At 66.7% G+C, this 24706-nt stretch carries 21 protein-coding genes; 5 read left to right on the top strand and 16 right to left on the bottom strand.

Annotated elements, in window-relative coordinates; all coding sequences use genetic code 11:
- Nucleotides 1-114 precede the first annotated feature (114 nt).
- Genes AC1DGW_RS05785 through AC1DGW_RS05770 form a run of 4 tightly spaced genes read left to right on the top strand, consistent with a single transcriptional unit; the run spans nucleotide 115 to nucleotide 2922 of the window.
- A complete protein-coding gene (locus AC1DGW_RS05785; protein WP_478020424.1) occupies nucleotides 115-948 on the top strand; it encodes an alpha/beta hydrolase in 834 nt (277 codons plus the stop codon).
- Nucleotides 948-1307 (top strand): EamA family transporter, encoded by a 360-nt coding sequence (locus AC1DGW_RS05780; RefSeq protein WP_478020422.1) that lies wholly within the window; start codon nucleotides 948-950, stop codon nucleotides 1305-1307. Before AC1DGW_RS05785 ends, AC1DGW_RS05780 begins: the two co-directional genes overlap by 1 nt.
- Entirely contained in the window at nucleotides 1304-1711 is a 408-nt protein-coding gene (locus tag AC1DGW_RS05775) for a DMT family transporter (RefSeq protein WP_478020420.1), read from the top strand. The genes AC1DGW_RS05780 and AC1DGW_RS05775 overlap by 4 nt, the downstream gene beginning before the upstream one ends.
- Nucleotides 1708-2922: a DegT/DnrJ/EryC1/StrS family aminotransferase gene (locus tag AC1DGW_RS05770; protein ID WP_478020418.1), complete on the top strand. Its 1215-nt coding sequence runs from the start codon at nucleotides 1708-1710 to the stop codon at nucleotides 2920-2922. Before AC1DGW_RS05775 ends, AC1DGW_RS05770 begins: the two co-directional genes overlap by 4 nt.
- Before the next feature lie 161 nt (nucleotides 2923-3083).
- On the opposite strand, the gene AC1DGW_RS05765 is transcribed toward AC1DGW_RS05770, so the two are convergent.
- The 7 genes from AC1DGW_RS05765 to AC1DGW_RS05735 form a co-directional block, all read right to left on the bottom strand.
- The gene (locus AC1DGW_RS05765; protein ID WP_478020416.1) at nucleotides 3084-4142 is read right to left on the bottom strand and encodes a sterol desaturase family protein; all 1059 of its coding nucleotides are present in this window, start codon (nucleotides 4140-4142) and stop codon (nucleotides 3084-3086) included.
- 1 nt (nucleotide 4143) lies between these two features.
- Nucleotides 4144-5022, bottom strand: coding sequence for an arginase family protein (locus AC1DGW_RS05760; protein WP_478020682.1), 879 nt, complete (start codon nucleotides 5020-5022; stop codon nucleotides 4144-4146).
- Nucleotides 5023-5053: 31 nt separating this feature from the next.
- Entirely contained in the window at nucleotides 5054-6106 is a 1053-nt protein-coding gene (locus tag AC1DGW_RS05755) for a GNAT family N-acetyltransferase (protein ID WP_478020414.1), read from the bottom strand.
- 6 nt (nucleotides 6107-6112) lie between these two features.
- Complete coding sequence (locus tag AC1DGW_RS05750; RefSeq protein WP_478020412.1) at nucleotides 6113-7342, bottom strand: beta-ketoacyl-[acyl-carrier-protein] synthase family protein; 1230 nt, start codon at nucleotides 7340-7342, stop codon at nucleotides 6113-6115.
- Between the two features lies 1 nt (nucleotide 7343).
- The gene (locus tag AC1DGW_RS05745) at nucleotides 7344-7631 is read right to left on the bottom strand and encodes a phosphopantetheine-binding protein (RefSeq protein ID WP_478020410.1); all 288 of its coding nucleotides are present in this window, start codon (nucleotides 7629-7631) and stop codon (nucleotides 7344-7346) included.
- Between the two features lie 99 nt (nucleotides 7632-7730).
- Nucleotides 7731-9128, bottom strand: coding sequence for an aspartate aminotransferase family protein (locus tag AC1DGW_RS05740; protein ID WP_478020408.1), 1398 nt, complete (start codon nucleotides 9126-9128; stop codon nucleotides 7731-7733).
- A 27-nt stretch (nucleotides 9129-9155) separates the two neighbouring features.
- Complete coding sequence (locus AC1DGW_RS05735) at nucleotides 9156-9848, bottom strand: MtnX-like HAD-IB family phosphatase (RefSeq protein ID WP_478020406.1); 693 nt, start codon at nucleotides 9846-9848, stop codon at nucleotides 9156-9158.
- 215 nt (nucleotides 9849-10063) lie between these two features.
- Between AC1DGW_RS05735 and AC1DGW_RS05730 the strand changes: the two genes are divergently transcribed.
- Entirely contained in the window at nucleotides 10064-10873 is an 810-nt protein-coding gene (locus AC1DGW_RS05730) for a MipA/OmpV family protein (protein WP_478020404.1), read from the top strand.
- A 109-nt stretch (nucleotides 10874-10982) separates the two neighbouring features.
- Here AC1DGW_RS05730 and AC1DGW_RS05725 read toward each other — a convergent pair whose 3' ends face one another.
- The 9 genes from AC1DGW_RS05725 to der form a co-directional block, all read right to left on the bottom strand.
- Nucleotides 10983-12350 carry a sensor histidine kinase gene (locus AC1DGW_RS05725; RefSeq protein ID WP_478020402.1) on the bottom strand — a complete coding sequence of 456 codons (1368 nt, stop codon included), beginning with the start codon at nucleotides 12348-12350 and terminating at the stop codon, nucleotides 10983-10985.
- Nucleotides 12351-13438: 1088 nt separating this feature from the next.
- The gene (locus tag AC1DGW_RS05720; RefSeq protein WP_478020400.1) at nucleotides 13439-15541 is read right to left on the bottom strand and encodes a hypothetical protein; all 2103 of its coding nucleotides are present in this window, start codon (nucleotides 15539-15541) and stop codon (nucleotides 13439-13441) included.
- Complete coding sequence (locus AC1DGW_RS05715) at nucleotides 15460-16269, bottom strand: Arm DNA-binding domain-containing protein (RefSeq protein ID WP_478020398.1); 810 nt, start codon at nucleotides 16267-16269, stop codon at nucleotides 15460-15462. The genes AC1DGW_RS05720 and AC1DGW_RS05715 overlap by 82 nt, the downstream gene beginning before the upstream one ends.
- Nucleotides 16270-16506: 237 nt before the next feature.
- Nucleotides 16507-18072, bottom strand: a complete 1566-nt coding sequence (gene guaA, locus AC1DGW_RS05710; RefSeq protein WP_478020396.1) for a glutamine-hydrolyzing GMP synthase — start codon at nucleotides 18070-18072, stop codon at nucleotides 16507-16509.
- Between the two features lie 110 nt (nucleotides 18073-18182).
- Nucleotides 18183-19640, bottom strand: coding sequence for an IMP dehydrogenase (gene guaB / locus AC1DGW_RS05705; protein ID WP_478020394.1), 1458 nt, complete (start codon nucleotides 19638-19640; stop codon nucleotides 18183-18185).
- A 187-nt stretch (nucleotides 19641-19827) separates the two neighbouring features.
- On the bottom strand, nucleotides 19828-20712 hold the full coding sequence (folD, locus tag AC1DGW_RS05700; RefSeq protein WP_478020391.1) for a bifunctional methylenetetrahydrofolate dehydrogenase/methenyltetrahydrofolate cyclohydrolase FolD: 885 nt from the start codon (nucleotides 20710-20712) through the stop codon (nucleotides 19828-19830).
- Between the two features lie 142 nt (nucleotides 20713-20854).
- Nucleotides 20855-21721: a DUF2272 domain-containing protein gene (locus tag AC1DGW_RS05695; protein WP_478020389.1), complete on the bottom strand. Its 867-nt coding sequence runs from the start codon at nucleotides 21719-21721 to the stop codon at nucleotides 20855-20857.
- A gap of 336 nt (nucleotides 21722-22057) precedes the next feature.
- Nucleotides 22058-23203: a molybdopterin-synthase adenylyltransferase MoeB gene (moeB, locus tag AC1DGW_RS05690; RefSeq protein WP_478020386.1), complete on the bottom strand. Its 1146-nt coding sequence runs from the start codon at nucleotides 23201-23203 to the stop codon at nucleotides 22058-22060.
- Between the two features lie 99 nt (nucleotides 23204-23302).
- Nucleotides 23303-24703, bottom strand: a complete 1401-nt coding sequence (der, locus tag AC1DGW_RS05685; RefSeq protein WP_478020384.1) for a ribosome biogenesis GTPase Der — start codon at nucleotides 24701-24703, stop codon at nucleotides 23303-23305.
- Nucleotides 24704-24706: the final 3 nt, after the last annotated feature.

The following is a 24706-nucleotide window of genomic DNA, read 5'->3' as shown; positions in this document are numbered from 1 at the left end:
AGCATCCACTGTTACCGTTCATGAATACCTGCAGGTCCATTGCAGGGTCTGAAAGGCTGGCGAAAAGGCCGGCTGCGATCCTTCGCCCAACTGCAGGAAGGTGAATGCGTGACGATGCCCGGTTCCCAGGAGTTTCTGTTCGAAGGCGGCCGCAGCGGCGTGTTGTTGATCCACGGCCTGACCGGCACGCCGATGGAGATGCGCCTGCTTGGCAAGGGCCTGGCCAACGCCGGTTTCACCGTGCAGGGCGTGCAGCTGCCCGGCCACTGCGGCAGCGTCGAGGAGCTGATCACCACCCGTTGGCAGGACTGGTACACCGGCGTCGAATGCGCCGCCGAACGGCTCCGTTCGCGGGTGGACACCTTGTTCGTCGGCGGGCTGTCGATGGGTGCGGTGCTGGCGCTGGCGCTGGCCGCCGAGCGCCCGGATCTTGTCGCGGGCGTCGGCGTATACGGCGCCACCTTCCGCTATGACGGCTGGAACATTCCGGCGGTGGCGCGGCTGTCGTTCCTGTTGCCCCTGCTGAAGCGGCTGGGCATCGGCCGCAACCGCATGTTCATGGAAGAGCCGCCGTACGGGCTGCGCGACGAACGCATCCGTGCCCAGGTCAGCGCTTCGATGCTGTCCGGCGACAGCGCCGCCGCCGGCCTGCCCGGCAACCCATGGCCGGCACTGGCCGAAATGTACGGGCTGGCGGCCTGGGTCAAGCCCCGCCTGCCCAAGGTGGTCGCCCCCTGCCTGATCGCGCACGCGCGCGAGGACGACATCGCCAGCCTCGACAACGCCCGGCTGGTGGCCGCACGCGTCGCCGGCCCCACCGAGATGCTGATCCTGGAAAACAGCTACCACATGATCACCATCGACCGCGAACGGCGCCTGCTGATCGAGCGCAGCGCCAACTTCTTCAACGCCATCGCCGTCGGCCGGGCGCTGGCCGACGCCGCCTGATGTCCGCGCTCGTCGTCACCCTGTGGCTGCTCAACGTGGTGCTGGATACCGGCGGGCAGCTTGCGTTCAAGGCGGCGGCGGGCGATCCCGATGCCGGCGAAGGCATCGCGCGCTGGAAGCACATGCTGTCGCGGCCGTGGCTGGGCCTGGGCATCGCCTGCTACGTGCTGGAGTTCGTGGTCTGGATCGCCTTCCTGTCGCTGGTGCCGCTCTCGCGCGGCGTGCTGCTCGGCTCGATCAACATCGTTGCGCTGATGCTCGCCGGCCGCTTCCTGTTCAAGGAACGCCTGACCCGCCTGCGCGTGGCCGGCATGTTGCTGGTGAGCCTCGGCGTGGCCGTGGTGGGAGTAGCCGGATGAGGCGCCTGTACCTGGTCGGCTTCCCGCTGCTGATGGCCTTCGACACGCTGGCCCAGCTGTGTTTCAAGCTGGCCGGCGACGGCGCGCTGCCGGTGGAAGCCAACCTCGCCTGGGTACTGCGCGTACTGGCCCAGCCCTGGGTGTACGGCGCCATCCTCGGTTACATCGGCGCGTTCTTCACCTGGATGAGCCTGCTCAAGCATGCCCCGATCGGGCCTGCGTTCGCCGCTTCGCACCTGGAGGTAGTCAGCGTGCTGCTGCTCTCGGCCTGGCTGCTGCACGAGCCGGTCGGCCCGCTGCACCTGCTTGGCGCGGTGCTGATCGTGGCCGGCATCGTCTGCCTGGGTGTCGCCGAGTCCGACGATCCGCACGCGCCGGCCGAAGCCGGCGACATACCGGGATGAGCCGGCGCTTTCCCGGCGAACTGCCGCCCACCGCGGGGCTGCCGCTGCGGTGGCGGGATTTCCTGCCGGGGAGCGGCCCGTTGGGCGAAACGCTGGCCGGGCTGTTCGGCACGCCGCCGATGCAGCTGGAGTGCTCGGGCACCTCGGCGCTGCGCATCGCGCTGCAGACCCTGCAGCAGTTGCAACCACAGCGACGCACGGTGATCGTACCCGCTTATACCTGCCCGCTGGTCGCCATCGCCGTGCACAGCCTCGGGCTGGAGCTGCGGCTGTGCGATCTGGCGCCGGGGCAATTCGACTTCGACCACCACGCGCTCACGGCCCTCTGCGATGTCGACACGCTGGCGGTGATTCCAACCCACCTCGGCGGCCGCGTCGCCGACGTGGAGCGCGCCTGCGCCATCGCCGGTCGCCATGGCATCTTCGTCATCGAAGATGCCGCGCAGGCGCTGGGTGCCGTCGATCGCGGCCGCAGCGTCGGCCTGCGCGGCGACATCGGCATCTTCAGCCTCGCCGCCGGCAAGGGCCTGAGTCTGTTCGAAGGCGGCCTGCTGCTCGCCCGCGACCCTGACCTGCGCGCATTGCTGGCGCGGATCTCACGGCAGCACATCCGCACCGACTGGCGCTGGGAACTGCGGCGGAGCGTGGAGCTGCTCGGGCTCGCCGCGTGCTATCGACCTTCGCTGCTGCCGCTGGCCTACGGCCGGCCGCTGCGGCGCGCGTTGGCCGCTGGCGATCCTGAAGCCGCCGTCGGCGATGTCTTTCCACTGCAGATCCCGCAACACCGTGTCGGCCGCTGGCGCCGCGCCATCGGCAACCGCGCCGCCGCGCGCCTGCCGGCCTTCCTCGACGAGGGCCGCACCCGCGCGCGCGTCTGGAACGCCCGGCTGCAGGAGCTGCCGGGCGTGCAGGTCCACGACGACCCGCCCGGAGCGCGAGGGATATGGCCGGTGCTGATGCTGCGGTTCGCCGATGCCGACCACTGCGACGCCGCCCTGCGGCGGTTGTGGACGCGCGGACTCGGCGTGAGCCGCATGTTCATCCATGCCCTGCCCGACTACGCCTACCTGCGCGGCATCGTTCCCGCCCTGGGCATGCCCAACGCACGCGACTTCGCCGCGCGCACGCTGACCATCGGCAACAGCCCGTGGCTGGACAACGCCCGCTTCGAGGTCATCGTCGAGGAACTGCGCGCCGCGCTCGCCCCGTAGATGCGGGGCTTGCCCCGCATGAAGCCTTCCCGATGAAGCCCGTGCCGGGCATGCCCGGCACCTACGTCGAGAACCTGCGCACCGCGCTTTCCCCTGTAGATGCGGGGCTTGCCCCGCATGGAGCTTTCCCGGTGAAGCCCCGTGCCGGGCAAGCCCGGCACCTACGGTATTTGCCCCGCCCCTTCGACGGGAGGCTGCGCGTCCTGCCCGACGGCGACATGCTGGACGGAAACATGTTCGACCGGAATAGGCTCGCAGTCCTCGCTGAAGGCCACCTCGCCGAACTTCCAGCCCAGCGGCCGCCGCACCGTGCCCCAGAAGCGGCGCGCCGCATGCCACTGCATGGCGAGCACGCCGCGCTGGTTGTCGGCATCGACCACCGGGTCGGCCACGCCGGTCGGGCGGATCGGCTCGCCATGCAGTGCGGTGCCGAACAGCACGTCCCAGAATGCAAACACCTGGCCGAAGTTGCAGTTGTGCAGGCCCGGCCGCCGCGGATCCACGATCATGTGGTGCAGCCGATGGAACAGCGGATCCACTGCCACGCGGCTGCCCCAGCGGCCGAAACCGAAACGGATGTTGGTGTGCGAATAGTTCTGCACCAGCTCGCCGATCAGCATGAGCGCGGCGAACTCATCGGCCTCCACGCCTGCCAGCAGCCCCACCCCGGCCAGGATCACCGACTGCAGCATGCCGTCCAGCCAGCTGCCGCGGTCGTTCGACCAGCAGCTCAACTGGCGCTGGCTGTGGTGCAGGCTGTGCAGCGCCCACCACCACGGGACCGCATGCTGGGCGCGATGCATCCAGTAGTAGACGAAGTCGTACAGCAGGTAATAGACCGAGAACAGCAGCCACGGATGCTGCTGGAACCACGGCACCCAGGCGCGCAGGCCATGCGGCCCCTGCACCGTTTCGGCGGCGCCGCCCAATGAAGCCAGCGGTGCCAGCACCAGATAGCTGAACAACGGGAACAGCCCCAGCAGCATCAGCAGGGTGTAGGTTCGGTCGACGCGGGTCAGGCGCCGGTCGTGCCAGCGCTCGGCCGGCCACAGGCTTTCCAGCGGCCGGAACACGCCGGCGATCAACGTCAGCTGCAACGCGGTCAGCAGCAGTGCGATGGCGATGTCGTGGGGATCGTCGTGGCGCCCCAATCGCTGCAGTACCGGCGCGACCGCATGATCGGCCAGCCACACCACCGGTGCCCAGCCGTGCATGTCCATCTCAGCGCGGCCCCGCGCCCGGCACTTCGGCCAGCGCCGACAGCAGGCGCAGGTTCACTTCGCGCTGCTGCGCCTGCCATGTGTGCAGGGTCTGGCCGGGAATCTCCGGCTGCCCGTCAAGCGCTGACAACAGGCGCTTGATCCAGCTGCGATAGCGGTACTGCGAGACCTCGCCGGTGATGTCGCTGCCCACCAGCCCACCTTCGTGCAGCGCATGGATCACCGCCAGCGCGTGGCCCAGGCGGAAGCGTCCCTGGTCCCAGTTGGTGCGCGCGACCTCTTCGGCGAACACATCCTTGTCGATGGAAAGATAGGTCGGTTGCGGCCGTCGCTGCTGCTCCGAGACGAAAGCCTCCACCAGCGCAGAGGGCGAATCGAAGCTGCGGAAGCCGCGGCCCAGGCCCATGTGCCGCGCCCAGTGCACCGGCACGCCCATGCTCCAGTAGGTGAGCCTGCCCGACAGCAACGGCCGCCAGCGATTCTCCCAGGCGTGCGCGCCGCCGATGTCGTGCGAGGTGATGCCCAGCACGTGCACGTGGCTGATCTGCGGCAATGCCGCTGCCCAGCTGATCCAGGAACCGCAATGAATGCCGAGCGGGTAGCGCATGTTGTCCGGATGGTTGTCCAGCACCACCAGCTGGTATTGGCAGCGCGCATCCAACCGCTGCAGCAGCGGGTAGCTCAGGTGATGGAAGTCGCCGCTGCCGGACAGCACCGTGCCATGGCGGGACGGCAACCGTGCGTCGAGCAGGGCCGAGAAGCGGCGCAGGCTGGCGCGCGAACAGGCAAAGCGCAGTTCCTCCTGCCAGTCCTGCAGCGCGACGACCCGTTCGCCACCGAGCGGCAGCACGGAACCATCGAGATCGAGTACGACCGGCATGCGCACGGTGTCAGTTTCCACGCCCAGCCCCCTAGCCTCCACCGTCCGCCTCGCCCTGGAACAGGTGCGCGCAGCGGCGCAGCAGCGCCCGCAGCAGCGGATTGCGCGCGCGCACCGCATGCCAGGTCGGGGTGATGCTGGCGCCGAGGTAGCGCTTGATGCGCGAATCGGTCCAGCCGGCGACGTAATGGCTCAGGCCATGATCCAGCGCGTACTGCAGGTTGTGCATCCAGCTGACGAAATATAGGTTGCGCTCGCGCGCCTGCGGGTAGAGGAAGCCGACGTACTTGTCCACGAGCTTGCCTTCGTACAGGTAGCACAGGTTCCAGCCGATCAGCGTGTCGCCCTCGAAGTACAGGAACATGCGGCCGCTGCTGTCGCCGTCCTGCAGCAGCGCCCTGAAATAGTCTCCGGTCAGCAGGTCGAAATGCACCTGGCTCTGGGCATGGACGTTGAGGTACAGCGCATGGCAGCGGCGCACCGCCGCTTCGTCGAACCAGGCGTCGCCGGTTTCAACGCAGCGGATCTCCAGCCCGTCGCGCGCCTTGAGCTTGCGGCGGATGTCCTTGCGCCGGCTCGCCGACAGGCGCGACAGATACTCGTCCACCGATTCGAAATCGATCGCCACCCAGGCCAGCGGCATGCCTTCCAGCAGTACGAAGCCGCCCTCGCGCAGGGCCTCGACGAAGGCGCCGGCGTGGCGGTTCTCGCGCACCCCCAGCAACGGCGAGTCCACGGCCAGATCCTTGACGATCAGCAGCCGGCTGTCGCGACCGTGGCGATCGAGGAGTTCGGCCACCAGCACCTGCGGGTCGACCCCATGCGGCAACGGCATGTACTCGGTGGCGGTGCAGCCGATGAAGCGCGTCCTCCAGCGCAGCCAATGCTGCCAGCGGCCATGGCCGGGCAATGCCTGCAGGCGCCGGCACATCGCCTCGTCCAGGGTGGTGGTCAGGTCGTAGTCGGCAAGGAACACGGGCACGCCCGCGGCGGACAACGCAGCCTCGAAGCCCTGTGGCGGATGCGCGACGAACTGCCGGACAAGGCTGCCCGGTTCCAGCGCGGTGTCGTATCGGCCGTTCATTTCCGCTCAGGCACTCCGGAGCGCCAGCACCGCGTTCAAGCCACCGAAGGCGAACGAATTGCTCAGTGCGGCGGCGACCGGCATGGCGCGTGCACTGCCCAGCACGTGGTCCACGCCTTCGCACTGCGGGTCGAGGCTGTCCATGTTGATCGTGGGCGGCACGCGCGACTCGGCCATCGCGCGCAGCACCGCCACCAGCTCCAGCGCGCCGGACGCGCCCAGCGCATGGCCGTGCATCGACTTGGTCGAGGACACCGCCACCTCGCGCGCATGCGCACCGAACACCTGCGCGATGGCGCGCACCTCGTTGATGTCGTTGGCCAGTGTGGCGGTACCGTGCGCGTTGACGTAGTCGACCTGCGAGGGCTCCATTCCCGCATCGGCCAGCGCGGTCCTCATCGCCGATGCGGCGCCGGCCATGTCCGGCGCGACGATGTCGCCGGCGTCCGAACTCATGCCGACGCCAGCGATCTCGCCCAGCACCGTGGCGCCGCGCCGCCGCGCGTGTTCCAGCGATTCGAGCACGAACATGGCCGCGCCCTCGCCCAGCACCAGTCCCTTGCGATTAGCGCTGAACGGCCGGCAGGTATCGTCGGCGAGCACGCGCATCGCCTCCCAGGCACGCATCGCGCCATAGCTCAGGCTGGCCTCGCTGCCGCCGGCCAGCGCCACGTCCATCGCACCGGCGCGGATCAACTGCACCGCCTGGGCGATGGCGTGGTTGCTGGACGCGCAGGCGCTGGCGACGACGAAACTCGGGCCATGCAGGCCGTGGCGCATGCTGATCTGGCTGGCTGCCGCATTGGTCATGGCGCGGATGATGGTCAGCGGGTGCAGGCGCTGCGCATTCTCCGCATAGAGCCGGCGCGACTGCTCGTCCTGCGTGTTCTCGCCGCCCACCGCGGTACCGACGATGCACCCGGTGCGCTCGGCGCTGGCGCCGGACCCGAAATCGAGGCTGGACTGGGCGATCGCTTCGCCGGCCGCCAACAGGGCGAACTGCGCTACGCGGTCCAGCTGCGGCAGCACCTCGCGGCTGAAATGCGGTTCGGGCGTGTAGTCCTCCGGCACCTGCGCGGCAACGCGCACGCGCATCTCGGCCGCGCGCTCGTGGCGCAGCGGCGCGATGGCGCAGCGGCCCTCGATCAAACCGGCCCACAGCGCCGGCACGCCCAGGCCGAAGGGGCTGACCGCACCCATTCCGGTCACGACCACCCGTTGTGCATCGGCGCGCATCTCAGCCTCCGGCGGCCTGGTCCTTGTCGCGCAACCCCTGCACCACGGCATCGACCAGGTCCTGCAGGGTGTCGCTGCCGAGGCTGTCGGCGCGGCTGTCGGGGAAGGTGAAATCGAACTTCTCCTCGAGATCGAAGATCAGTTCGACCGCATCCAGCGAGGCCACACCGATGTCCTTCAACGTCGCCTGCGGCGTCAGTATCGCCGCGTCGACCTTGCCCTGCATGTGCGTGAGGATGAGTTCATTGATCGTGGCACGGATGGCGTCCACGTCCGGCACTGCGTTCATCATGCGTCCTCCTGGTTGGTTGCTGCATGTCCGGTCCGGAACCTGCGCGCCCCTGCATGCACATGGCGTGCGGGACGCGACAAGGGCAAGGACCGTCGGTTACCTGGCCTTGGTGATCAACTGGTCCAGCAAGGCAATCGCGGTATCGATTTCCTCATGGGTGATGTCCAGCGACGGCGCGAAGGTGATGACGTTCTTGTACCAACCGCCTACATCCAGCACCAGGCCCATGCGCTTGCCGTCGTGGAGCAGGTCGCCGGCCAGGCCGATGTCGACCATGCGGTCGAGCAGTTCCTTGTTGGGGGTGAAGCCGTCGGCCTGGCAGATCTCCGCGCGCAGCGCCAGGCCCAGACCATCGACGTCGCCGATTTCCGGATGTTTCTTCTGCAGCCCGCGCAGGCCATCGAGGAAGTAGGCGCCCTTCTCCGGCACGGTGCGCTCGTAGTCCATTTCCCTGCCCAGCTTCAGCACTTCCAGGCCCAGGCGCGTGCCCAGCGGATTGGAGTTGAAGGTGGAATGGGTGGAGCCCGGCGGGAACACGGTGGGGTTGATCAGTTCCTCGCGCGCCCACAGGCCGGACAGCGGGTTCAGGCCGTTGGTCAACGCCTTGCCGAACACCAGCACGTCCGGGGTCACGCCGAAATGCTCGATCGACCACAGCTTGCCCGTGCGCCAGAAGCCCATCTGGATTTCATCGACGACCATCAGGATGCCGTACTTGTCCAGCACGCGCTTGAGGCCGGTGAAGAAGTTGCGCGGCGGGATCACGTAGCCGCCGGTGCCCTGGATCGGCTCGACGTAGAACGCGGCGTACTCGGCCTGGCCGACCTTGGGATCCCACACGCCGTTGTATTCGCTTTCGAACAGGCGCTCGAACTGCCACACGCAGTGGTCCGAATACTCGTCCGGGGTCATGCCCTTCGGACGGCGGAACGGATACGGGAACGGGATGAACATCGCCCGCTCGCCGAAGTGGCCGTAGCGGCGGCGGTAGCGGTAGCTGGACGTGATCGACGAGGCGCCCAGGGTGCGCCCGTGGTAGCCGCCCTCGAAGGCGAACATCAGGCTCTTGCCGCCGCGCGCATTGCGCACGATCTTCAGCGAATCCTCGATCGCCTGCGCGCCGCCGACGTTGAAATGCACGCGGCCATCAAGGCCGAATTTTTCCTTCGCATCCACCGCGATGGTCCTGGCCAGCTGCACGCGGGTGGGGTGCAGGTACTGGCTGGCCACCTGGGGGAGCTGGTCGACCTGGTCCTTCAACGCATCGTTCAGGCGCTTGTTGGAATAGCCGAAATTGCACGCCGAATACCACATCTGCAGGTCCAGGAACGGCGTGCCCTGCGCGTCGAACATGTAGCTGCCTTCGCAGCGGTGGAAGATCTTCGGCGGGTCCACATAGTGCACGGTGTCGCCGAAGGAGCTGTAGCGCGCCTCGTCGGCGAGCAGCTGGGAGTCGTCGATCAGGGGCGCAACGTTCTTGTCGAATGCATTCATCGGGATGGCCTGGTGGGTTCGAGGCGGTCAGGCCGGCAGCGCGGCCGGCAACGGAAAATGGGGGGACACCAGGCTTCCATCGAGCAGGCGCGGCAGCAGTTCGATGGCATCCTGGAAGCCGGTGATGGGCATGTAGGGAATGCCGGCGGCGCGGCAATGCTCGATGAGCCGGTTCTTGGCGAAGACGAAATCGACGCGGTTGGCGACGCAGAAGTCGGAAGCGCCATCGCCGATGAGCAGCACGCGTTCGTCGTCGCGCCTGCGGCCTGGCGCGGCGAAGCTGCATTTGCAGGTACCGCTGCCGCAACCTTCGGCCTGCAGCGGCGACTCCAGCGTCCAGCGGTCGGGCGTGCGTGCGACCAGGTGGTTCGCCGACACCGGCAGGTCCTGCAGGCCGTACCGGGCGAGGATGCGATGGATCGCATGGTCCAGGCCATCGCTGACGATGCGCAGCGGCACCCCGGCGGCAACGGCATGCCTGACGAAGTCGGGAAAGCCGTGGTCGATGCGCACCGCGTCCAGATGCGCGTCCAGCGTCGGGCGATCCAGTTCCAGCAGTTCCACCTGCCCGCGCATGCATTGCCGCGAGCCGATGCGGCCCGCCCGCCAGTCGTCTTCCAGTTGCTGCCAACCCGGACGGCCGTACTCGTTCAACAGCGAGTCGATCACGTCCTCCACGCTCACCGTGCCATCGAAATCACACAGGATGGTCCAACGCATGCATCGCTCCAGCATCTTCGGAAAGCGTCGTATCCGCTTGAGGAGGCACTCTAGGCAGCGTTTCTTTCGCGTCCCTTTCTCTTCACCCGCAGGGCGGAGCCAGTGCTGAAGCGTTAAGTGATGTCGAAAAAATGTTCATGCATTCCGCCATGGACGTCGGGAACCACAGGCCGCATGCTGCGGTCCATCACGTTTCCCCACCGCGCGCCGCTCCGATGCTTCCCTCTTCTTCCCGGCTTCCCCTGCTCCTGTCCCTGGGCATCGCCAACGCCTTCCTGCTGCCGATGCAGGCGCGGGCAGCCGACGATGTCCCCACCGATGGCGACAGGAAGATCAACATCGCGCTCGGCATCGGTGGCCAGTACCTGCCCAACTGGCTCGGCTCCGACCAGCGCCAGTGGCAGACGGTGCCGTTCTTCGATATCGAGATGCGGGGCATTGGGGAGCTTTCCAGCACCGACGGCCTGACCCTGCACCTGCCGCATGAAGGGCCATGGGAAGTGGGCATCTACGGCGACTACCTCTGGGGCCGCAGCCGCGCCGACCTGGGCCCACAGCTGGCGGGCAAGGTACCCTCGCTGTCACCGCGCATACATGGCGGCCTCTATACCGAATACCAGTTCACCCCGCACAGTGCGCTGGGTGCCAGGCTCGGCCACGACCTCAAGGGCAGCGGCACCTATCTGGGCGCCTACTACGACCAGGACCTGCCGCAGATCTGGTACATCCAGCATTCACTGGAACTGGGCTGGCGCGGCATGAACCACGCCGCGATGAACCGCTACTTCGGCGTGTCCGCACAGTCGGCCACGCAACTGCAGACCGACACCTGGTCACCCGGCGGCGGCAGCCAGCAGCTGTCGGCCAACTACTCGGCCTTCGTCCCTACCAGCCAGCACACCGGATTCGCGCTCTCGCTCGACTACTCGCGCCTGCTCGGCGGCGCGGCCTCCAGTCCGCTGGTGCGGCAGTTCGGCAGCCGCAACCAACTGGAGGAATCCATCGCTTTCATCTACCACTTCTGACGATCGGCCCGGATCATAGAAGAGGCGCCTTCCGGCGCCCTCTTCTTCACGGTGCCGCGCGATCGGCCATGCATCTCGACGACGGAGATGCCTCATCACCGACGCTGGCTTACCCGGCGAAGGCCACCAGCGGAAGCGCGATCCGGATAGATGTCCCCCCCGCCGGCGGGCATTCGATACCGATATCGCCCCCCGCCTCCATCACGATGTCCCGCACCACGGACAGGCCCAGCCCGGTTCCTTCGCCCTTGGGCTTGGTCGTGAAAAACGGCGTGAACACGCTGCCCCTTATCGATTCCGGTATTCCCGGACCATCGTCGCTGAGCACCAAGGTGAGAAGGCCGGCCACGTCGTCGCGCAGGGCGAGGAGCCGGAATGTTCCCTTGCCTGGGAGAGCATCGCGGGAATTGCCGGCGATGTTGAGGATCGTCAGTTCGAAGTTGCCCTTGTCCATGTGCACGGGCAGAGCGGCATCCACGCGCTCCAGTACCAGCTGCACCTCGGGTCCGAGCAACTGGCGGAGCATCGGTTGCAGTTCCTGCAGGACGACGCCTGCATCGAACGTCTCCGGTTGCGAGATGTCCAGGCGACTGAAGTTCAGCAGCTTCCTGCTGATTGCCATCGCGCGGCGGGCCGCCAGCTCGACGCGTTCGAGAACCGATGCAAGCGCCGGCCCCCCTCCCTCCGTGAGCAGCCGGTCGCGCTGTTGCGCGTAGCCGAGGATGACGGAAAGAACGTTGTCGAAGTCATGCGCAAGGCCGCTGGCCAGTCTTCCGGCCAGATCCATCTTCTGCGAGTGGATCAGCTGCTCGCGGGTGCGCTCACGCTCGTCGATCTCGTCCTCCAGGCGCGCATAGGCCCGTTCCAGCGCCCGGCTGCGCTGCTCGGATTCCTCCAGGCTGGATCGCAGCGCGGCCACGGTGCGATCCAGCACCAGCGCAATGATCATCCAGATCCCGCCGATGGATACGGTCTTGCCGATGGTGGCGGCCGGCGCTCCGGCATCGGCGCGAACCATGTCCAACACCATGCAGGCCAGCAGCATTGCGACCAGCGATCCCAACATCAGCCAGAGCGTCCGCCGCCCCATCACCAGGCCGGCCAGCGACAACAGCAGCAGCGGGATCGGGTCGAGCCCGACCCGCATCAGCCCGACGCTGGCGTAGGCGATGCCCACGCATATCGACGCCACGAAGAGGAACAGCGCCACGCCCTGGCGAAAACGCCCACGGCGGATGCACCACAGGGCCACCCACGCCGAGGCGACGAGCAGAACGTCGGTGGCGAGATCCGCGGACAGCTGCAGCCCCCCCGGCCGCGCGGCCTGTCCCGTGCTGACCGCATAAAGGAAGATGGCCTTGTTGATCGGGACGAAGATGCCGAAGAACAGCAGGATCAGCTGGATGAACGGCGCATTGCGCCGGTCGACCGGATTGGACGACGGGGCGCTTCTCAGCCATCGCGTAAAAGGATTCACGGAGCGCCTCGCACTTCCCGGACGGGGATCGATTTTTCTGGCGTGCTGCCGCACATGAGCGAAGTTCGCGGAGCGTCCTGCATGTCCCCACCGTTCCCCTGAATATCCGGCGATTGTATACAGCGATGGCCGCAAGTAGAGGGCGCTGATTCCGGTCGTGCCGGTGCTGCGGGAAACAGGCGGAGTCGCGCCGGGATTCCTGCGCCATCACAGCCAGATGCCGGCGCGATACTGCCCTTGCACCGACTCTCCGGCGGCGTTGCCAACCGTCGGTTGTGCTCCGTTTTCGCGGCATGCCAGGAACCAAGCGGCGGGAGTGCGAAGCGTGCCGTTTGGCGGACCGTAGCCGGCGCTCTTCCGCAAAACGGCCACGCCCCAAGCCCCTCCGGCCAGTGGATTTGTCTATCGCTCGAAGGCTTCAGACGTGAAGAGGACTCGCGACTTGCAGGATCTTTTTTTCTTTTTTTTCGCTGCGCCGTATCGGGCCGCCGTACGCGCAACACCGGCGCCTGCAAAACCGCGGGCAACCCACCGAAACCGAAGACAGCTCGCGATACAACCGGCGGTACCGGCAAAGCCCGGGGATTGCGGCAAGACGGAACGAAATGACGAGGAACGATAAACCACTTCAATCAAAGTGATTTATCGCCATTCCAGCGCCACATGAAAAACCTGGAAACCAGGATCACTCCCACCCGATCCTCGACCACACAAAAATATTCCTTTAGCATCAATTACATACCGAACACACCCTCAAGCGACACCGTGCTCGATACCGTGAAAACAAGCGAGCTACCCTGAGACGTCATGGCACTCAGTGTGTGATGTGCCGGATCTCTCTACGTCGCTGCAACCCTTTCGCCCTTGAGGGAAGAACGGTATGGACAACCTTAGGGTCGAGGATTGGCGCAACTGCGACCGCAGGTCCAAGGAGAATCAGCCTTCGAATCTTCCCGTTTTGCCACCAGCAACGGCTTGGTCGGGTTTCGTCCGCTGCTTCTGGCACCTGTTCAGGCTGACGCGTATGAGCCGTTCAAGCTCAAACACGGCGCGAACGCGGTGCGAGTTCCTACCCTGCCTCGTCCGTCTCAGAGCAACTCAGGGCCAAGATCCGTTTCACGATAGCGCGGCCGGGAAAGCAGGTTATCCCGCAGGTCACCGTCGGGATGATCGCGGTAATACATGAAGCCCGCATGCCCCGGTGCGCGCATGGTGATCAGCTCCAGGCCCTCAAGGTGCAGGACGCCTAGCTTTTGGAGTGCCGCAAAGTACTCCGGAGCCATGCTCAGGCGAAACAGCGGCTTGAGCGCCACCTCTACATCGCCAGCCAGCCGCGTCTTGCGATACTCATCCACGAGTGGCGCTGCGCGCGCGGCAATCACCTCCGACACGCGTTTCTCGAACTCCTCCTGAGTTGGCATTTCACCCGCGCTCCCAAATTCCTGCGCCACTTCCGCTCGAATCGCGTCGCCCTCGTTGGCGCGGATCTCGATCCGGCGAGCACGCTCGAACGCCCATAGGACCCTGCTCGTCGTCTCACGCACCTCGCGATCGCTGATTCCAAGGATTGCATGCACCTGCCCTTGCCTGAGATCGATGCGTTTGGCGTGATAGGCGATGTCACCTAGTAGGCCCCCCTGAGCCAGTCGCGCCGCCAGCGTATCCACGGACACGTCGACAAGATCGGGTTCGGGCTGATCGGCCGTCCAATCGAACTCGCCGCGGACCGTACCGGGCGCCACCTGCTTGAGTTCCTCACCATGCGCAGGTGCATCCGAGACCCGGTATCGAAGGTGCGTGGGAGGGTTCGGACCCGTCGCCCGCTTGTCGCGAATCACCACATGCGGGACGACCTCGATCTTGCGATCCACCAGCGCACGTCCCCAGAGGGCCAGCCCCGCTTCATTTATGAGCGCCCCGTCGGGCCTCATCCCCACCTGATGGATCGTGGTGTAGAACGGATCCCACCGCCGCCGCTGTACCGCCACACTTCCGCTCACCACGTCGGGAAGCCCAGCATCCATCTCCGCCTCGGCTTGGCCGGCGTAGAGGTAGTTGAGAAGACCGTGCGTCAGGGCATCCCCGAGCATTCCGCCGATCACGCCCGCCGATATGGCCGCTCCGAGACCGAGGCCGAAGATCCCTCCCCCAATCGCGAAGAGCCCCATGAACGCTACCAGCCCGATCAGCTCCCAGCCGAGGGAAGCATGGAAATCGGCATCGATGTGCCAGCGAAATGCGCCCTGAGGCCCCTCGCTCGGCGTCAGCCTGAGTACAAGATGTCCATTCGGATCGGGGAAGTACTCAATGGTGTACTCGACCTCAATGTCGATTCGAAGGGAATTCGGTGCCAGTCCCGGGCCTACCGACACGCCCACGATGGACCCGAGCTTCTTGCTCCCCTTGTCATAGGGGTCCTTGTGCCAGGGGTGAGAGACGTTTCCGCTCTCGTCGATCACTGCGAACCGGTGCCAGGCATCGGCAGCCAGATCGCTGTACAGGCCCGGACGTGTCGCCATTGCCTGGTCGCTATCGGCCGGAAGGAAGTTGAGGCCTGCCGTCGCATTGCCGCGCGCCGGAACGAACGCGTTCTCCTCGGGGCCATTCCGCAGGCGGAGATTGAGATAGAGGCCGTAGGCGGCCGCATGGTCACCCTCCGCGGGCAGCTTTCGAACCACCAAATCGTGAACGCGCCGGAAGGCAGCCACGCCGCCAAGGTCTATCGTTCGATCCACTTTGGCCTTCAGCGTGGCGAGCACTTTCGGTCGGTAGAACTTGCTCGTAGGGTCCGTATCAGTAAGACCCGGGCTCACCAAATCCACCACCTCAACGACAGCCTCGGCTCCGCTGAGAAAGCCGTCATCGTCGTGCTTGGTCCGAGGCGAGAGCCGAACGAACAGATCCCCCTCTATGCCTGCGAGAAAGTGCACCCGCACATCGGCGCCACTCGGGTGATCGAAGAGAATCTCAACCCCGAACGGGTCGTGATCCGCGAGGCGGATGTCGAGCAGATCCGCTTCGAGATGCGGGTCATAGGCCCGGTCGACTTTGGGACCGGAAACAGGAACATCCCAGACCCTCGTAGGAATACTGCCCGCGTCGACCAACGTCAGCAGGATGTAGCTGAGGTGTCGCTCGCCGACGAGGATCTCGACGTCATAGCCAGATGTGACACGGGACTGGTCGAGCATCGGTAGGTCTCCTGTAGAAGGAGCGTGGCTTCGGAAAAGAGTAGCGCTTCCTGGGCCGGAGAACTCATCCCTGGGGAGAAGCCTCGACGGCCTGCCCCGCGGCTTCCATACGCTGAAGCATGGAACGCCCGCCGGACATATCCCGACAGCCGCCGGTGCCTGGCACCCTGAGCACGCGCGGCAAGCGCAGTGCGCGATGTTGCCCTTTGCGGCACGCGCGCATCCACGCTCGAACGCTCGACCCGCCCTGGACTTTCGGTCAGCCCCGGAACGCCCACGCATCGGTTCACCTGCCGCACCACCTCCTTGATCCGGCGCTCCACCGCGGTGCGCGTGAGTCGGTGGGTCCGGGCCACCTCCTCGTAGGTCGCACCGCTCAGCCGGGAGTACCTAGAGCGTTCATCGCCTGGCTGGTGCTCGACGTCACCCCCGCGGCCGCTCTGCCCATGCTGCAGAGTTCTGCGGGCATGATCCAGCAGAAAGCGCGCCTCGGCCAACGACAAACGCATGCCGTAGTCCAACGTCATTGGGCCGCGCGCTTGACGGGTCTTGATACTCGGATCGTACCGACCAATCACCAGCGTCCCGTGTCGCCCATGCAACTTGTAGTCGAAGCGGCAACTGATCTGACCAGTTGCCGTGACAGCAGCGTTCAGCCCGCCTCGATCGGCGACCTTGTAGATCTTCCCGGTAGGCTTGAGTGCCCGCAGCTCAGTGTCGGTGAGCATGGCCGGTGCCATGGATTGCGATGACAAATCCACGGTACCGTAGCCGACACCGTAGGCAAGGCTTACGGTATCAGCGCCACCGAAATCGACGACAATTTTTGATACCGTCCGCGATACCGTCAAAACCTGCGGGCTGCTACGAGTCCGCGCGAGACGGAAATGGACGATAAACCGCTATAAATAAAGGGATTTACTGCCACCTTGGCACTGCATTAGACGTCGTGAGATCAACCGGAATCATTCCCACTCGATCGTCGCCGGCGGCTTGCCGGAGATGTCGTAGACCACGCGCGAGACGCCACGCAGCTCGTTGATGATGCGGTTGGACACGCGGCCGAGGAAATCGTACGGCAGGTGCGCCCAGTGCGCGGTCATGAAGTCGATGGTCTCCACCGCGCGCAACGCGATCACCCATTCGTAGGCGCGGGCGTCGCCGACCACGCCCACCGACTTCACCGGCAGGAACACCGCGAACGCCTGCGAGGTCTTGTCGTACAGGTCGGCCGCACGCAGTTCCTCGATGAAGATCGCATCGGCCCTGGCCAGCAGTTCGGCGTACTCGCGCTTCACTTCGCCCAGGATGCGCACGCCCAGGCCCGGGCCGGGGAACGGGTGGCGGTAGACCATCGCGCGCGGCAGGCCGAGTTCGACGCCGAGGCGACGCACTTCGTCCTTGAACAGCTCGCGCAGCGGCTCGACCAGCTTGAGCTTCATGTCTTCCGGCAGGCCGCCCACGTTGTGGTGGCTCTTGATGACGTGCGCCTTGCCGGTCTTGCTGCCAGCCGACTCGATCACGTCCGGATAGATCGTGCCCTGCGCCAGCCACTTGGCGTTGCTGAGCTTGTTCGACTCCTCGTCGAAGATCTCGACGAACAGGTTGCCGATGATCTTGCGCTTGGCTTCCGGGTCACTGACGCCTTCCAGCGCCTTGAAGTAACGGTCGGCGGCATTCACGCGCACGACCTTGACGCCCATGTTCTCGGCCATCATCTGCATGACCTGGTCGCCTTCCTGGAAGCGCAGCAGGCCGGTATCGACGAACACGCAGGTCAGCTGCGTGCCGATGGCCTTGTGCAGCAGCGCGGCCACGACGGACGAATCGACACCGCCGGACAGGCCCAGGATCACCTCGTCACTGCCGACCTGCTCGCGCACACGGGCGATCTGGTCGTCGATGATGTTGGCCGCGGTCCACAGCGTGGCGCAGCCGCAGATCCCGGTGACGAAACGCTTGAGCAGTGCCGAGCCCTGCTTGGTGTGGGTCACTTCCGGGTGGAACTGCACGCCGTACCAGCGCTTATCCTCGTTGGCCATTGCGGCCACCGGGATGCGGTCGGTCACCGCGGTGATGGCGAAGCCCGGCGGCACGTGGGTGACATGGTCGCCGTGGCTCATCCACACGTCCAGGCGCGGCTCGCCGTTGTGGTCGGACAGGCCGCCCAGCAGGCCGTCATTGCCCAGCAGCTTCACTTCGGCATGGCCGAACTCGCGCTGGTCGGCCGCCTCGGTCCCGCCGCCCAACTGCTTGGCCATGGTCTGCAGGCCGTAGCAGATACCCAGCAGCGGCAGGCCGCTGTCGAACACTTCCTGCGGCGCGGCCGGCGCGCCGGCCTCGGTTGTCGATTCGGGGCCACCGGACAGGATGATGCCCTTGGCGCCGAACGCGGCGATCTCGGCCGGGTCGTGGTCCCACGCCCAGATTTCGCAGTACACGCCGAACTCGCGGATGCGGCGCGCGATCAGCTGCGTGTACTGCGCGCCGAAATCGAGGATGAGGATCTTGTCGTTGTGGATGTTGGTCATGGGGCCTGGAACGGATCGATGAGTCGGGAAACGGGGCGATGCAGATGCCGGCGGCGTATAGAGAAAGAGGAACGGGACGCCGGTCCTCGTTCCTCTTTGCTCGTCCCGCGTCAGGCGCGGTAGTTCGGCGGTTCCTTGGTGATCTGCACGTCGTGGACGTGGCTCTCGCGCTGGCCGGCACCGCTGATCTTCACGAACTTCGGCTTGCTGCGCATGTCCTCGATGTTGCCGCAGCCCACATAGCCCATGGTCGCGCGCAGGCCGCCGATCAGCTGGTGGATGATGCCGCCGACCGGGCCACGGTACGGCACGCGGCCTTCGATGCCTTCGGGCACCAGCTTGTCAGCGGTGGCCGCATCCTGGAAGTACCGGTCCTTGGAGCCCTTCTCCATCGCCGCCAGCGAGCCCATGCCGCGGTAGCTCTTGTACGAACGGCCCTGGAACAGTTCGGTCTCGCCCGGCGATTCCTCGGTGCCGGCCAGCAGGCCGCCGATCATCACCGTCGACGCGCCGGCAGCCAGCGCCTTGCCGATGTCGCCGGAATAGCGGATGCCGCCGTCGGCGATCAGCGGGATGCGGTCCTGCAGCGCCTCGGCGACCAGGTCGATCGCGGTGACCTGCGGCACGCCGACGCCGGCGACCACGCGCGTGGTGCAGATCGAACCCGGGCCGATGCCGACCTTGACCGCATCCGCGCCGCAGTCGAGCAGCGCCAGCGCGGCTTCGCCGGTGCAGATGTTGCCGCCGACGACCTGCACGTGCGGGAAGTGCTTCTTCACCCAGCTCACGCGGTCCAGCACGCCCTGCGAATGGCCGTGGGCGGTATCGACCACCAGCACGTCCACGCCGGCGGCGACCAGCGCCTCGACACGGCGATCGGTGTCGCCACCGACGCCCACCGCCGCGCCGACCAGCAGGCGCGTCGCCGCGTCCTTGGCCGCGTTCGGGTTGTCGGTCTTCTTCTGGATGTCCTTGACGGTGATCAGGCCGCGCAGTTCGAACGCGTCGTTGACCACCAGCACCTTCTCGATGCGGTTTTTATGCAGCAGCGACAGCACTTCGTCCGAGGCCGCGCCTTCCTTCACCGTGACCAGGCGGTCCTTCTTGGTCATGATGTGGCGGACCGGATCGTCCAGCTCGGTCTCGAAGCGCATGTCGCGGTGGGTGACGATGCCGGCCAGCAGGCCGTCGCTGCCCACCACCGGCACGCCGGAGATGTTGTGCGACTGGGTCAACGCCAACACCTCGCGGATGCTTGTCTCCGGGCCGACCGTGATCGGGTCGCGAATCACGCCGGACTCGAATTTCTTGACCTTGGCCACTTCGGCCGCCTGCTGCTCCAGCGACAGGTTCTTGTGGATGATGCCGATGCCGCCGAGCTGGGCCATAGCGATGGCCAGACGCGATTCGGTGACCGTATCCATGGCCGCCGAGACGATCGGCAGCTTCAGCCGCAGGCCGCGGGTCAGCCGCGTGCCGAGATCGACATCCTTGGGCAGGATCGTGGAGTGGGCGGGGACGAGCGAAACGTCGTCGTAGGTCAGTGCTTCAGCCTGGATGCGCAGCATCGGCATACCCGAGATGTGGGGAAGCGCGTCATTTTACCCTTGTTCGGGCGCCGATGGCAGGGGGCCGGTGCGACGCAGTGTCGCGCCGGCGTGCGTCGTTCAGCAGTTCGGCCAATGCCGGCAACCTCGTGAAATCCGGCAGGGCTTCCTGCTTGCCGGCTGGCAGCCGGCATTGCCGGTGGCCGGTTCAGCCGGCCGCTTCGGCCGCTTCGATGGTGTTCTGCATCAACGTGGCCACCGTCATCGGGCCGACGCCGCCCGGCACCGGGGTGATCCAGCTGGCGTGACGGGACGCCGCCTCGAAGCCTACGTCGCCGACCAGTCGGCCGTCGTCCAGCCGGTTGATGCCGACGTCGATCACCACCGCGCCCGGCTTGACCCACTCGCCCGGCACCAGCTGCGGGATGCCCACTGCCACCACCAGGATGTCGGCGTTGCGCACCGCACGCTCCAGTTCGTCGCGTGGGGTGAACTTGTGGCAACTGGTGACGGTGCAGCCAGCGATCAGCAGCTCCAGCCCCATCGGCCGGCCGACATGGTTGCTGACCCCTACGATGGTGGCGTTGCGGCCGCGCACCGGCTGGTCGGTATGCGACAGCAGGGTAATGATGCCGCGTGGCGTGCACGGGCGCAGGCCGAACTCGCGCAGCGCCAGGTGCCCCACGTTCTGCGGGTGGAAGCCGTCCACATCCTTGCGCGGATCGATGCGCTGGATCAATCGGTTGGCGTCGGGGATGCCCGGCAGTGGCAGCTGGATCAGGATGCCGTGGATCTTCGGGTCGGCATTGAGCTGGTCGATCAGGTCCAGCAGTTGCGCCTCGGTGGTGCCTTCGGGCAGGTCGTAGTCGAAAGCTTCGATGCCGACCTTCTCGGCTGCACGACGCTTGTTGCGCACATACACCGCCGAGGCCGGGTCGCCGCCGACCAGCACGACCGCCAGTCCCGGGCGCGAGCCGCCGGCGGCCAGGCGCGCATCCACCCGCAGCTTCAGATCGTCGAGCAGTTCTTCGGCGATGCGGCGGCCATCGAGGATGCGGGAGGTCGCCGCGGAGGCTTCGGCAGGCAGGGTCATGGGCGTGGGGACGGGAACGGGTTGGCTATTGTCCCCGATTCGGCCGCCCGGGCGCGACACCCGGGCCTGCCCCGCGCGGGCCTCGCACGATTGCCCTGGCGTCGTGCCGGGGCAAGCACGGCCATGGCGTCACGACACCGGCTCATCCTGCCACCTCGTCGGGCACCTCCCTGTCCGCCGGAGCGCACGTCGGGTTTTCCTCGCTGTCGCCACAAGTGGCCAGCTCCGATGCGACGGACGCCAGGCGCATGGCCGGACGCACGCGTAGCGCCACTACGCCGGGCTTGAGTTTGAGCAGCACGGCCCAGTCCTGGCGGTTGGCGTTGCAGGCCTGTGGTACGTCGGGACTGCATGGGGCATCTGCCCTGTCGCGCATCGGCAACCCGGCAAGCCGGCCATCCGCATCCAGTTTCAGCATGCGCAGGGTGACCGCCTGCTGCAGATTGCCGCCGACCATGTAGAGGATGCCGTCCACGCTGCCGACCACGATGTCGCAATGCATCGGCAGGCCGCCCGGTGGCCCATCGAGCACGCCCGCCAGTTGCCGGTAGCCATACGCGCGCGTGGCCACGCGCACCGAGCACAGCAGATCGCCCGGGGCCGGCGCCGCGCCGGACGGGGGCATCGCCCGATAGGGGTTATTCCCCGTGTCGCGCCAGGCGTCGCGCACGTAGTCGATATGCCGGGCCGAGCCACGGAAGCCGCCGACACCGGCCTGGCGCATTACCCAGGAAATGAAGGCCGCCGACCACGGGGTGTCAACAACGAATGCACGGCATGCGGACGACGACCCGGCACAGCGGCTCATGCCGGGATAGGCCAACCCGCTTTCGCGCCAGTAGGCCGCCACCCGCCGCCATGCGCTGGAGCCATCGGCCAGCGGGCTGTCTTCGGCTTCGTAGACGGTCAGGCCGCCGCTGCGGCCGTCCACGTCGATGAAGGGGCGGAACCAGTCCAGGTTCTCGCGGCAGGCGAAGGCCGCTATCCGCACAGGCAGTTCGGACGCCATCGTCTGCTGACGCAGCTGGGGACACGGGTCCGCGGCCTGCGCCGTGGCGCAGGCGCAGCAACAAAGGAGCGCGAACACCAGGCCGGCGTGACGGCGCCGCCGTGGGCGGAAGAAGAGGCCCAGCCATCGTTTCGTACCCGTGCGCAGGGGGTGCTGCATGTTTCCTACCCGATCATGTCGGCGATGAAGCCGGGGCAGCGAAACTAGGCAGCGGCGGCATGCCCGGCCAGTGAGGCTGGTCAGCCTTACCGGGAGGCCTGTCCACAAGTCGCCATGACTTGTGGCACGGAAGCTCGCGCCAGGCACAAAGGGCGCATGCGACGACCGGAACCGCAGCTAGTGGCTGTCGCTGGCCGCGCAGAACGCGGCGTAGTCGATATAGCCCGGGAATGCGCGGCCCGGTGCGCAGAGCGGACAATCGGGATCCGGATGCACGCGCGTCTCGCGGAAGCGCATGCCCAGCGCATCGAAGCGAAGCAGGCGCCCGGCCAGCGGCTCGCCGATCTCCAGCAGCAGCTTGAGCACCTCGGTGGCCTGCATCACCCCGGCCAGCCCCGGCAACACACCGAGCACGCCGGCCTCGGCGCAGTTGGGCGCAAACGCCGGCGGCGGCGGCTCTGGGAACAGGCAGCGATAGCATGGCGCCTGCCCACGCCGGCGGCCGGCATCGAACACGCCGACCTGGCCGTCGAAGCGCTCGATCGCCGCGTACACCAGCGGCCGCGCGTGCTTGATGCAGGCATCGTTGAGCAGGTAGCGCAGCGGGAAGTTGTCCGAGCCATCCAGCACCACGTCCACGCCTTCCATCAAGGCATCGACATTGGTCGAGGTCATCCGCTCCCCGATCGCCTCCACCTCGATATGCGGATTCAATGCGAGCAGGCGCGCCCGCGCCGACTCGACCTTGGGCATGCCGACCCCTGCCTCGGTGTGGATGATCTGGCGATGCAGGTTGCTGCGCTCCACCACGTCGTCATCGACGATGCGCAGCCGCCCTACGCCGGCCGCGGCCAGGTAGAACGCCGCCGGCGCACCCAGCCCACCGGCACCGACGACCAGCACGCGCGCGCGCTGCAGGCGCCGCTGCCCGGCCTCGCCCACCTGCGGCAGCAGCAAGTGCCGCGAATAGCGGTCGTAAAAGTCGCGTTCGCCGACGTCGAGTTCGGGCTGCACCAGCGGCAACCCCGCCGCCCGCCACGCCAGCGTTCCACCCGCGACCGAAGCAACATCGGTGTAGCCGGCGGCCGACAGCGCCGCGGCCGCATCGGCCGAACGCCTGCCGCTCTGGCACAGCAGGACGATCTCCTGCTCCGGCGACGGCAGAAACAGCGCCGGATCGACCAGCAGTTCACCCTTGGCCGCGCCCCGCGCGCCTTCGGCCATGCCGCCGGCGCGTTCGTGCGCCTCGCGCACGTCGATCACCAACGCGCCGGCCAGTTGGCGGGCATGGGCCTGTTCCGGAGTCAGTTCGCGAATACTCATGGCGGGATTATCGGCCATGCCCCGGGCGCTGGCGAAAACCCATCCAGCCATGTGCAGGCCACAAGCAGGAAGGGCGGCCTTGCGGCCGCCCCTGCGTGATCACTTCCGGCCTTTCACGTGCTTCATCAGGCGCCGTTTGGCTTTGACCTGGCGCTCGGTCAACACGTTCTTCTTGCCCTCGTAGGGATTGGCGCCCTCGCGGAACAGGAAGGTCACCGGCGTGCCCACCAGCTTGAAGCGCTTGCGGAAGAAGTTCTCCAGGTAGCGCTTGTACGAATCCGGCAGCTCCTTCAGCCGCGTGCCGTGCACGATGAAGGTCGGCGGATTGGAGCCGCCCGGATGCACGTAGCGCAGCTTGGAGACATGGCCGCGGATGCTGGGCGGCGGGTTGCTCTCGTAGGCGATTTCCAGCGCCTTGTTCACTTCGCTGGTGCTGAATTCATGCGTGGCCGAAGCATGCGCGCGATGCACCGCGCGGAACAGTTCGCGCAGGCCCGAACCATGCTTGGCGGAGATGCGCACCACCTCGGCCCAGGGCACGAAGCCGAGCTTGAGCGACAGCAGGGTCTCGGCCTGCTCGCGCTGGTAGTCGGTGAGCCCGTCCCACTTGTTGATCGCGATCACCAGCGCACGGCCGGCATCGAGCACGGCGCCGAGCACGCTGGCGTCCTGGTCGGTGACGCCCTCGCTGGCATCCAGCATCAGCACCGCGACCTGGCATTCCTCGATCGAACGCAGCGTCTTGACCACCGAGAACTTCTCGACCACCTCGTCCACGCGCGACTTGCGGCGCAGGCCGGCGGTGTCGATCAGGCGGTACAGGCGCCCGTCGCGCTCCAGGTCCACGGAGATCGAATCGCGGGTGGTGCCGGGTACATCGGAAGCGATCATGCGCTCCTCACCCAGCAGCCGGTTCACCAGTGTGGACTTGCCGACGTTGGGGCGGCCGACGAAGGCGATGCGCACCCGTGCCGGATCGTTGTCCAGGGTCTCGGTCGTGCCTTCTTCCGGCAGGCGCTCGAGGACTTCCGCCAGCAGGTCGTCCAGCCCCTGGCGATGCGCGGCCGAAACCGTGAGCATCTCGCCGAAGCCGTAACGCGCGAATTCCGAGCGCACCGCATCCTCGTCGGTGCCGTCGATCTTGTTGATCAGCAGCAGGGTTGGACGCGACAGCTTGCGCAGCCAGGACAGGATCTCGTCGTCCAGTGCCGAGGTGCCGTCGCGGGCATCGACCACGAACAGGATCAGGTCCGCCTCGGCGGCGGCGGCACGGGCCTGACGCGCGGTGGCGCCGGCCAGGCCTTCCTCCTCTTCCGCGATGCCGCCGGTATCGACGATCAGGAACGGATTGTCCTCGTCGAGCCGGCAGACGCCGTAGTTGCGGTCGCGGGTGACGCCGGGCTGGTCATGGACCAGGGCGTCACGCGTACGCGTCAAGGCATTGAAGATGGTGGACTTGCCGACATTCGGCCGTCCAACCAGGGCGACCAAAGGCAGCATCGC

Source organism: Stenotrophomonas sp. 05N423, assembly GCF_056397145.1.
Note: the sequence above shows the minus strand (reverse complement) of the source record. Positions and strands in the feature narration are given on the sequence as shown.

Excerpts from the sequence above, each read along its gene's own strand:
- AC1DGW_RS05765 (WP_478020416.1), bottom strand. The coding sequence starts at position 4,142 with ATGGACATGCACGGCTGGGCACCGGTGGTGTGGCTGGCCGATCATGCG.
- AC1DGW_RS05735 (WP_478020406.1), bottom strand. The coding sequence starts at position 9,848 with ATGCGTTGGACCATCCTGTGTGATTTCGATGGCACGGTGAGCGTGGAG.
- AC1DGW_RS05720 (WP_478020400.1), bottom strand. The coding sequence starts at position 15,541 with ATGCTCGACCAGTCCCGTGTCACATCTGGCTATGACGTCGAGATCCTC.
- AC1DGW_RS05730 (WP_478020404.1), top strand. The coding sequence starts at position 10,064 with ATGCTTCCCTCTTCTTCCCGGCTTCCCCTGCTCCTGTCCCTGGGCATC.
- der (WP_478020384.1), bottom strand. The coding sequence starts at position 24,703 with ATGCTGCCTTTGGTCGCCCTGGTTGGACGGCCGAATGTCGGCAAGTCC.
- AC1DGW_RS05715 (WP_478020398.1), bottom strand. The coding sequence starts at position 16,269 with ATGCTCACCGACACTGAGCTGCGGGCACTCAAGCCTACCGGGAAGATC.
- AC1DGW_RS05760 (WP_478020682.1), bottom strand. The coding sequence starts at position 5,022 with ATGCCGGTCGTACTCGATCTCGATGGTTCCGTGCTGCCGCTCGGTGGC.
- AC1DGW_RS05780 (WP_478020422.1), top strand. The coding sequence starts at position 948 with ATGTCCGCGCTCGTCGTCACCCTGTGGCTGCTCAACGTGGTGCTGGAT.
- AC1DGW_RS05785 (WP_478020424.1), top strand. The coding sequence starts at position 115 with ATGCCCGGTTCCCAGGAGTTTCTGTTCGAAGGCGGCCGCAGCGGCGTG.
- AC1DGW_RS05770 (WP_478020418.1), top strand. The coding sequence starts at position 1,708 with ATGAGCCGGCGCTTTCCCGGCGAACTGCCGCCCACCGCGGGGCTGCCG.
- guaA (WP_478020396.1), bottom strand. The coding sequence starts at position 18,072 with ATGACCAACATCCACAACGACAAGATCCTCATCCTCGATTTCGGCGCG.
- AC1DGW_RS05750 (WP_478020412.1), bottom strand. The coding sequence starts at position 7,342 with ATGCGCGCCGATGCACAACGGGTGGTCGTGACCGGAATGGGTGCGGTC.
- AC1DGW_RS05755 (WP_478020414.1), bottom strand. The coding sequence starts at position 6,106 with ATGAACGGCCGATACGACACCGCGCTGGAACCGGGCAGCCTTGTCCGG.
- guaB (WP_478020394.1), bottom strand. The coding sequence starts at position 19,640 with ATGCTGCGCATCCAGGCTGAAGCACTGACCTACGACGACGTTTCGCTC.
- AC1DGW_RS05695 (WP_478020389.1), bottom strand. The coding sequence starts at position 21,721 with ATGGCGTCCGAACTGCCTGTGCGGATAGCGGCCTTCGCCTGCCGCGAG.
- AC1DGW_RS05745 (WP_478020410.1), bottom strand. The coding sequence starts at position 7,631 with ATGAACGCAGTGCCGGACGTGGACGCCATCCGTGCCACGATCAATGAA.
- AC1DGW_RS05740 (WP_478020408.1), bottom strand. The coding sequence starts at position 9,128 with ATGAATGCATTCGACAAGAACGTTGCGCCCCTGATCGACGACTCCCAG.
- AC1DGW_RS05775 (WP_478020420.1), top strand. The coding sequence starts at position 1,304 with ATGAGGCGCCTGTACCTGGTCGGCTTCCCGCTGCTGATGGCCTTCGAC.
- moeB (WP_478020386.1), bottom strand. The coding sequence starts at position 23,203 with ATGAGTATTCGCGAACTGACTCCGGAACAGGCCCATGCCCGCCAACTG.
- folD (WP_478020391.1), bottom strand. The coding sequence starts at position 20,712 with ATGACCCTGCCTGCCGAAGCCTCCGCGGCGACCTCCCGCATCCTCGAT.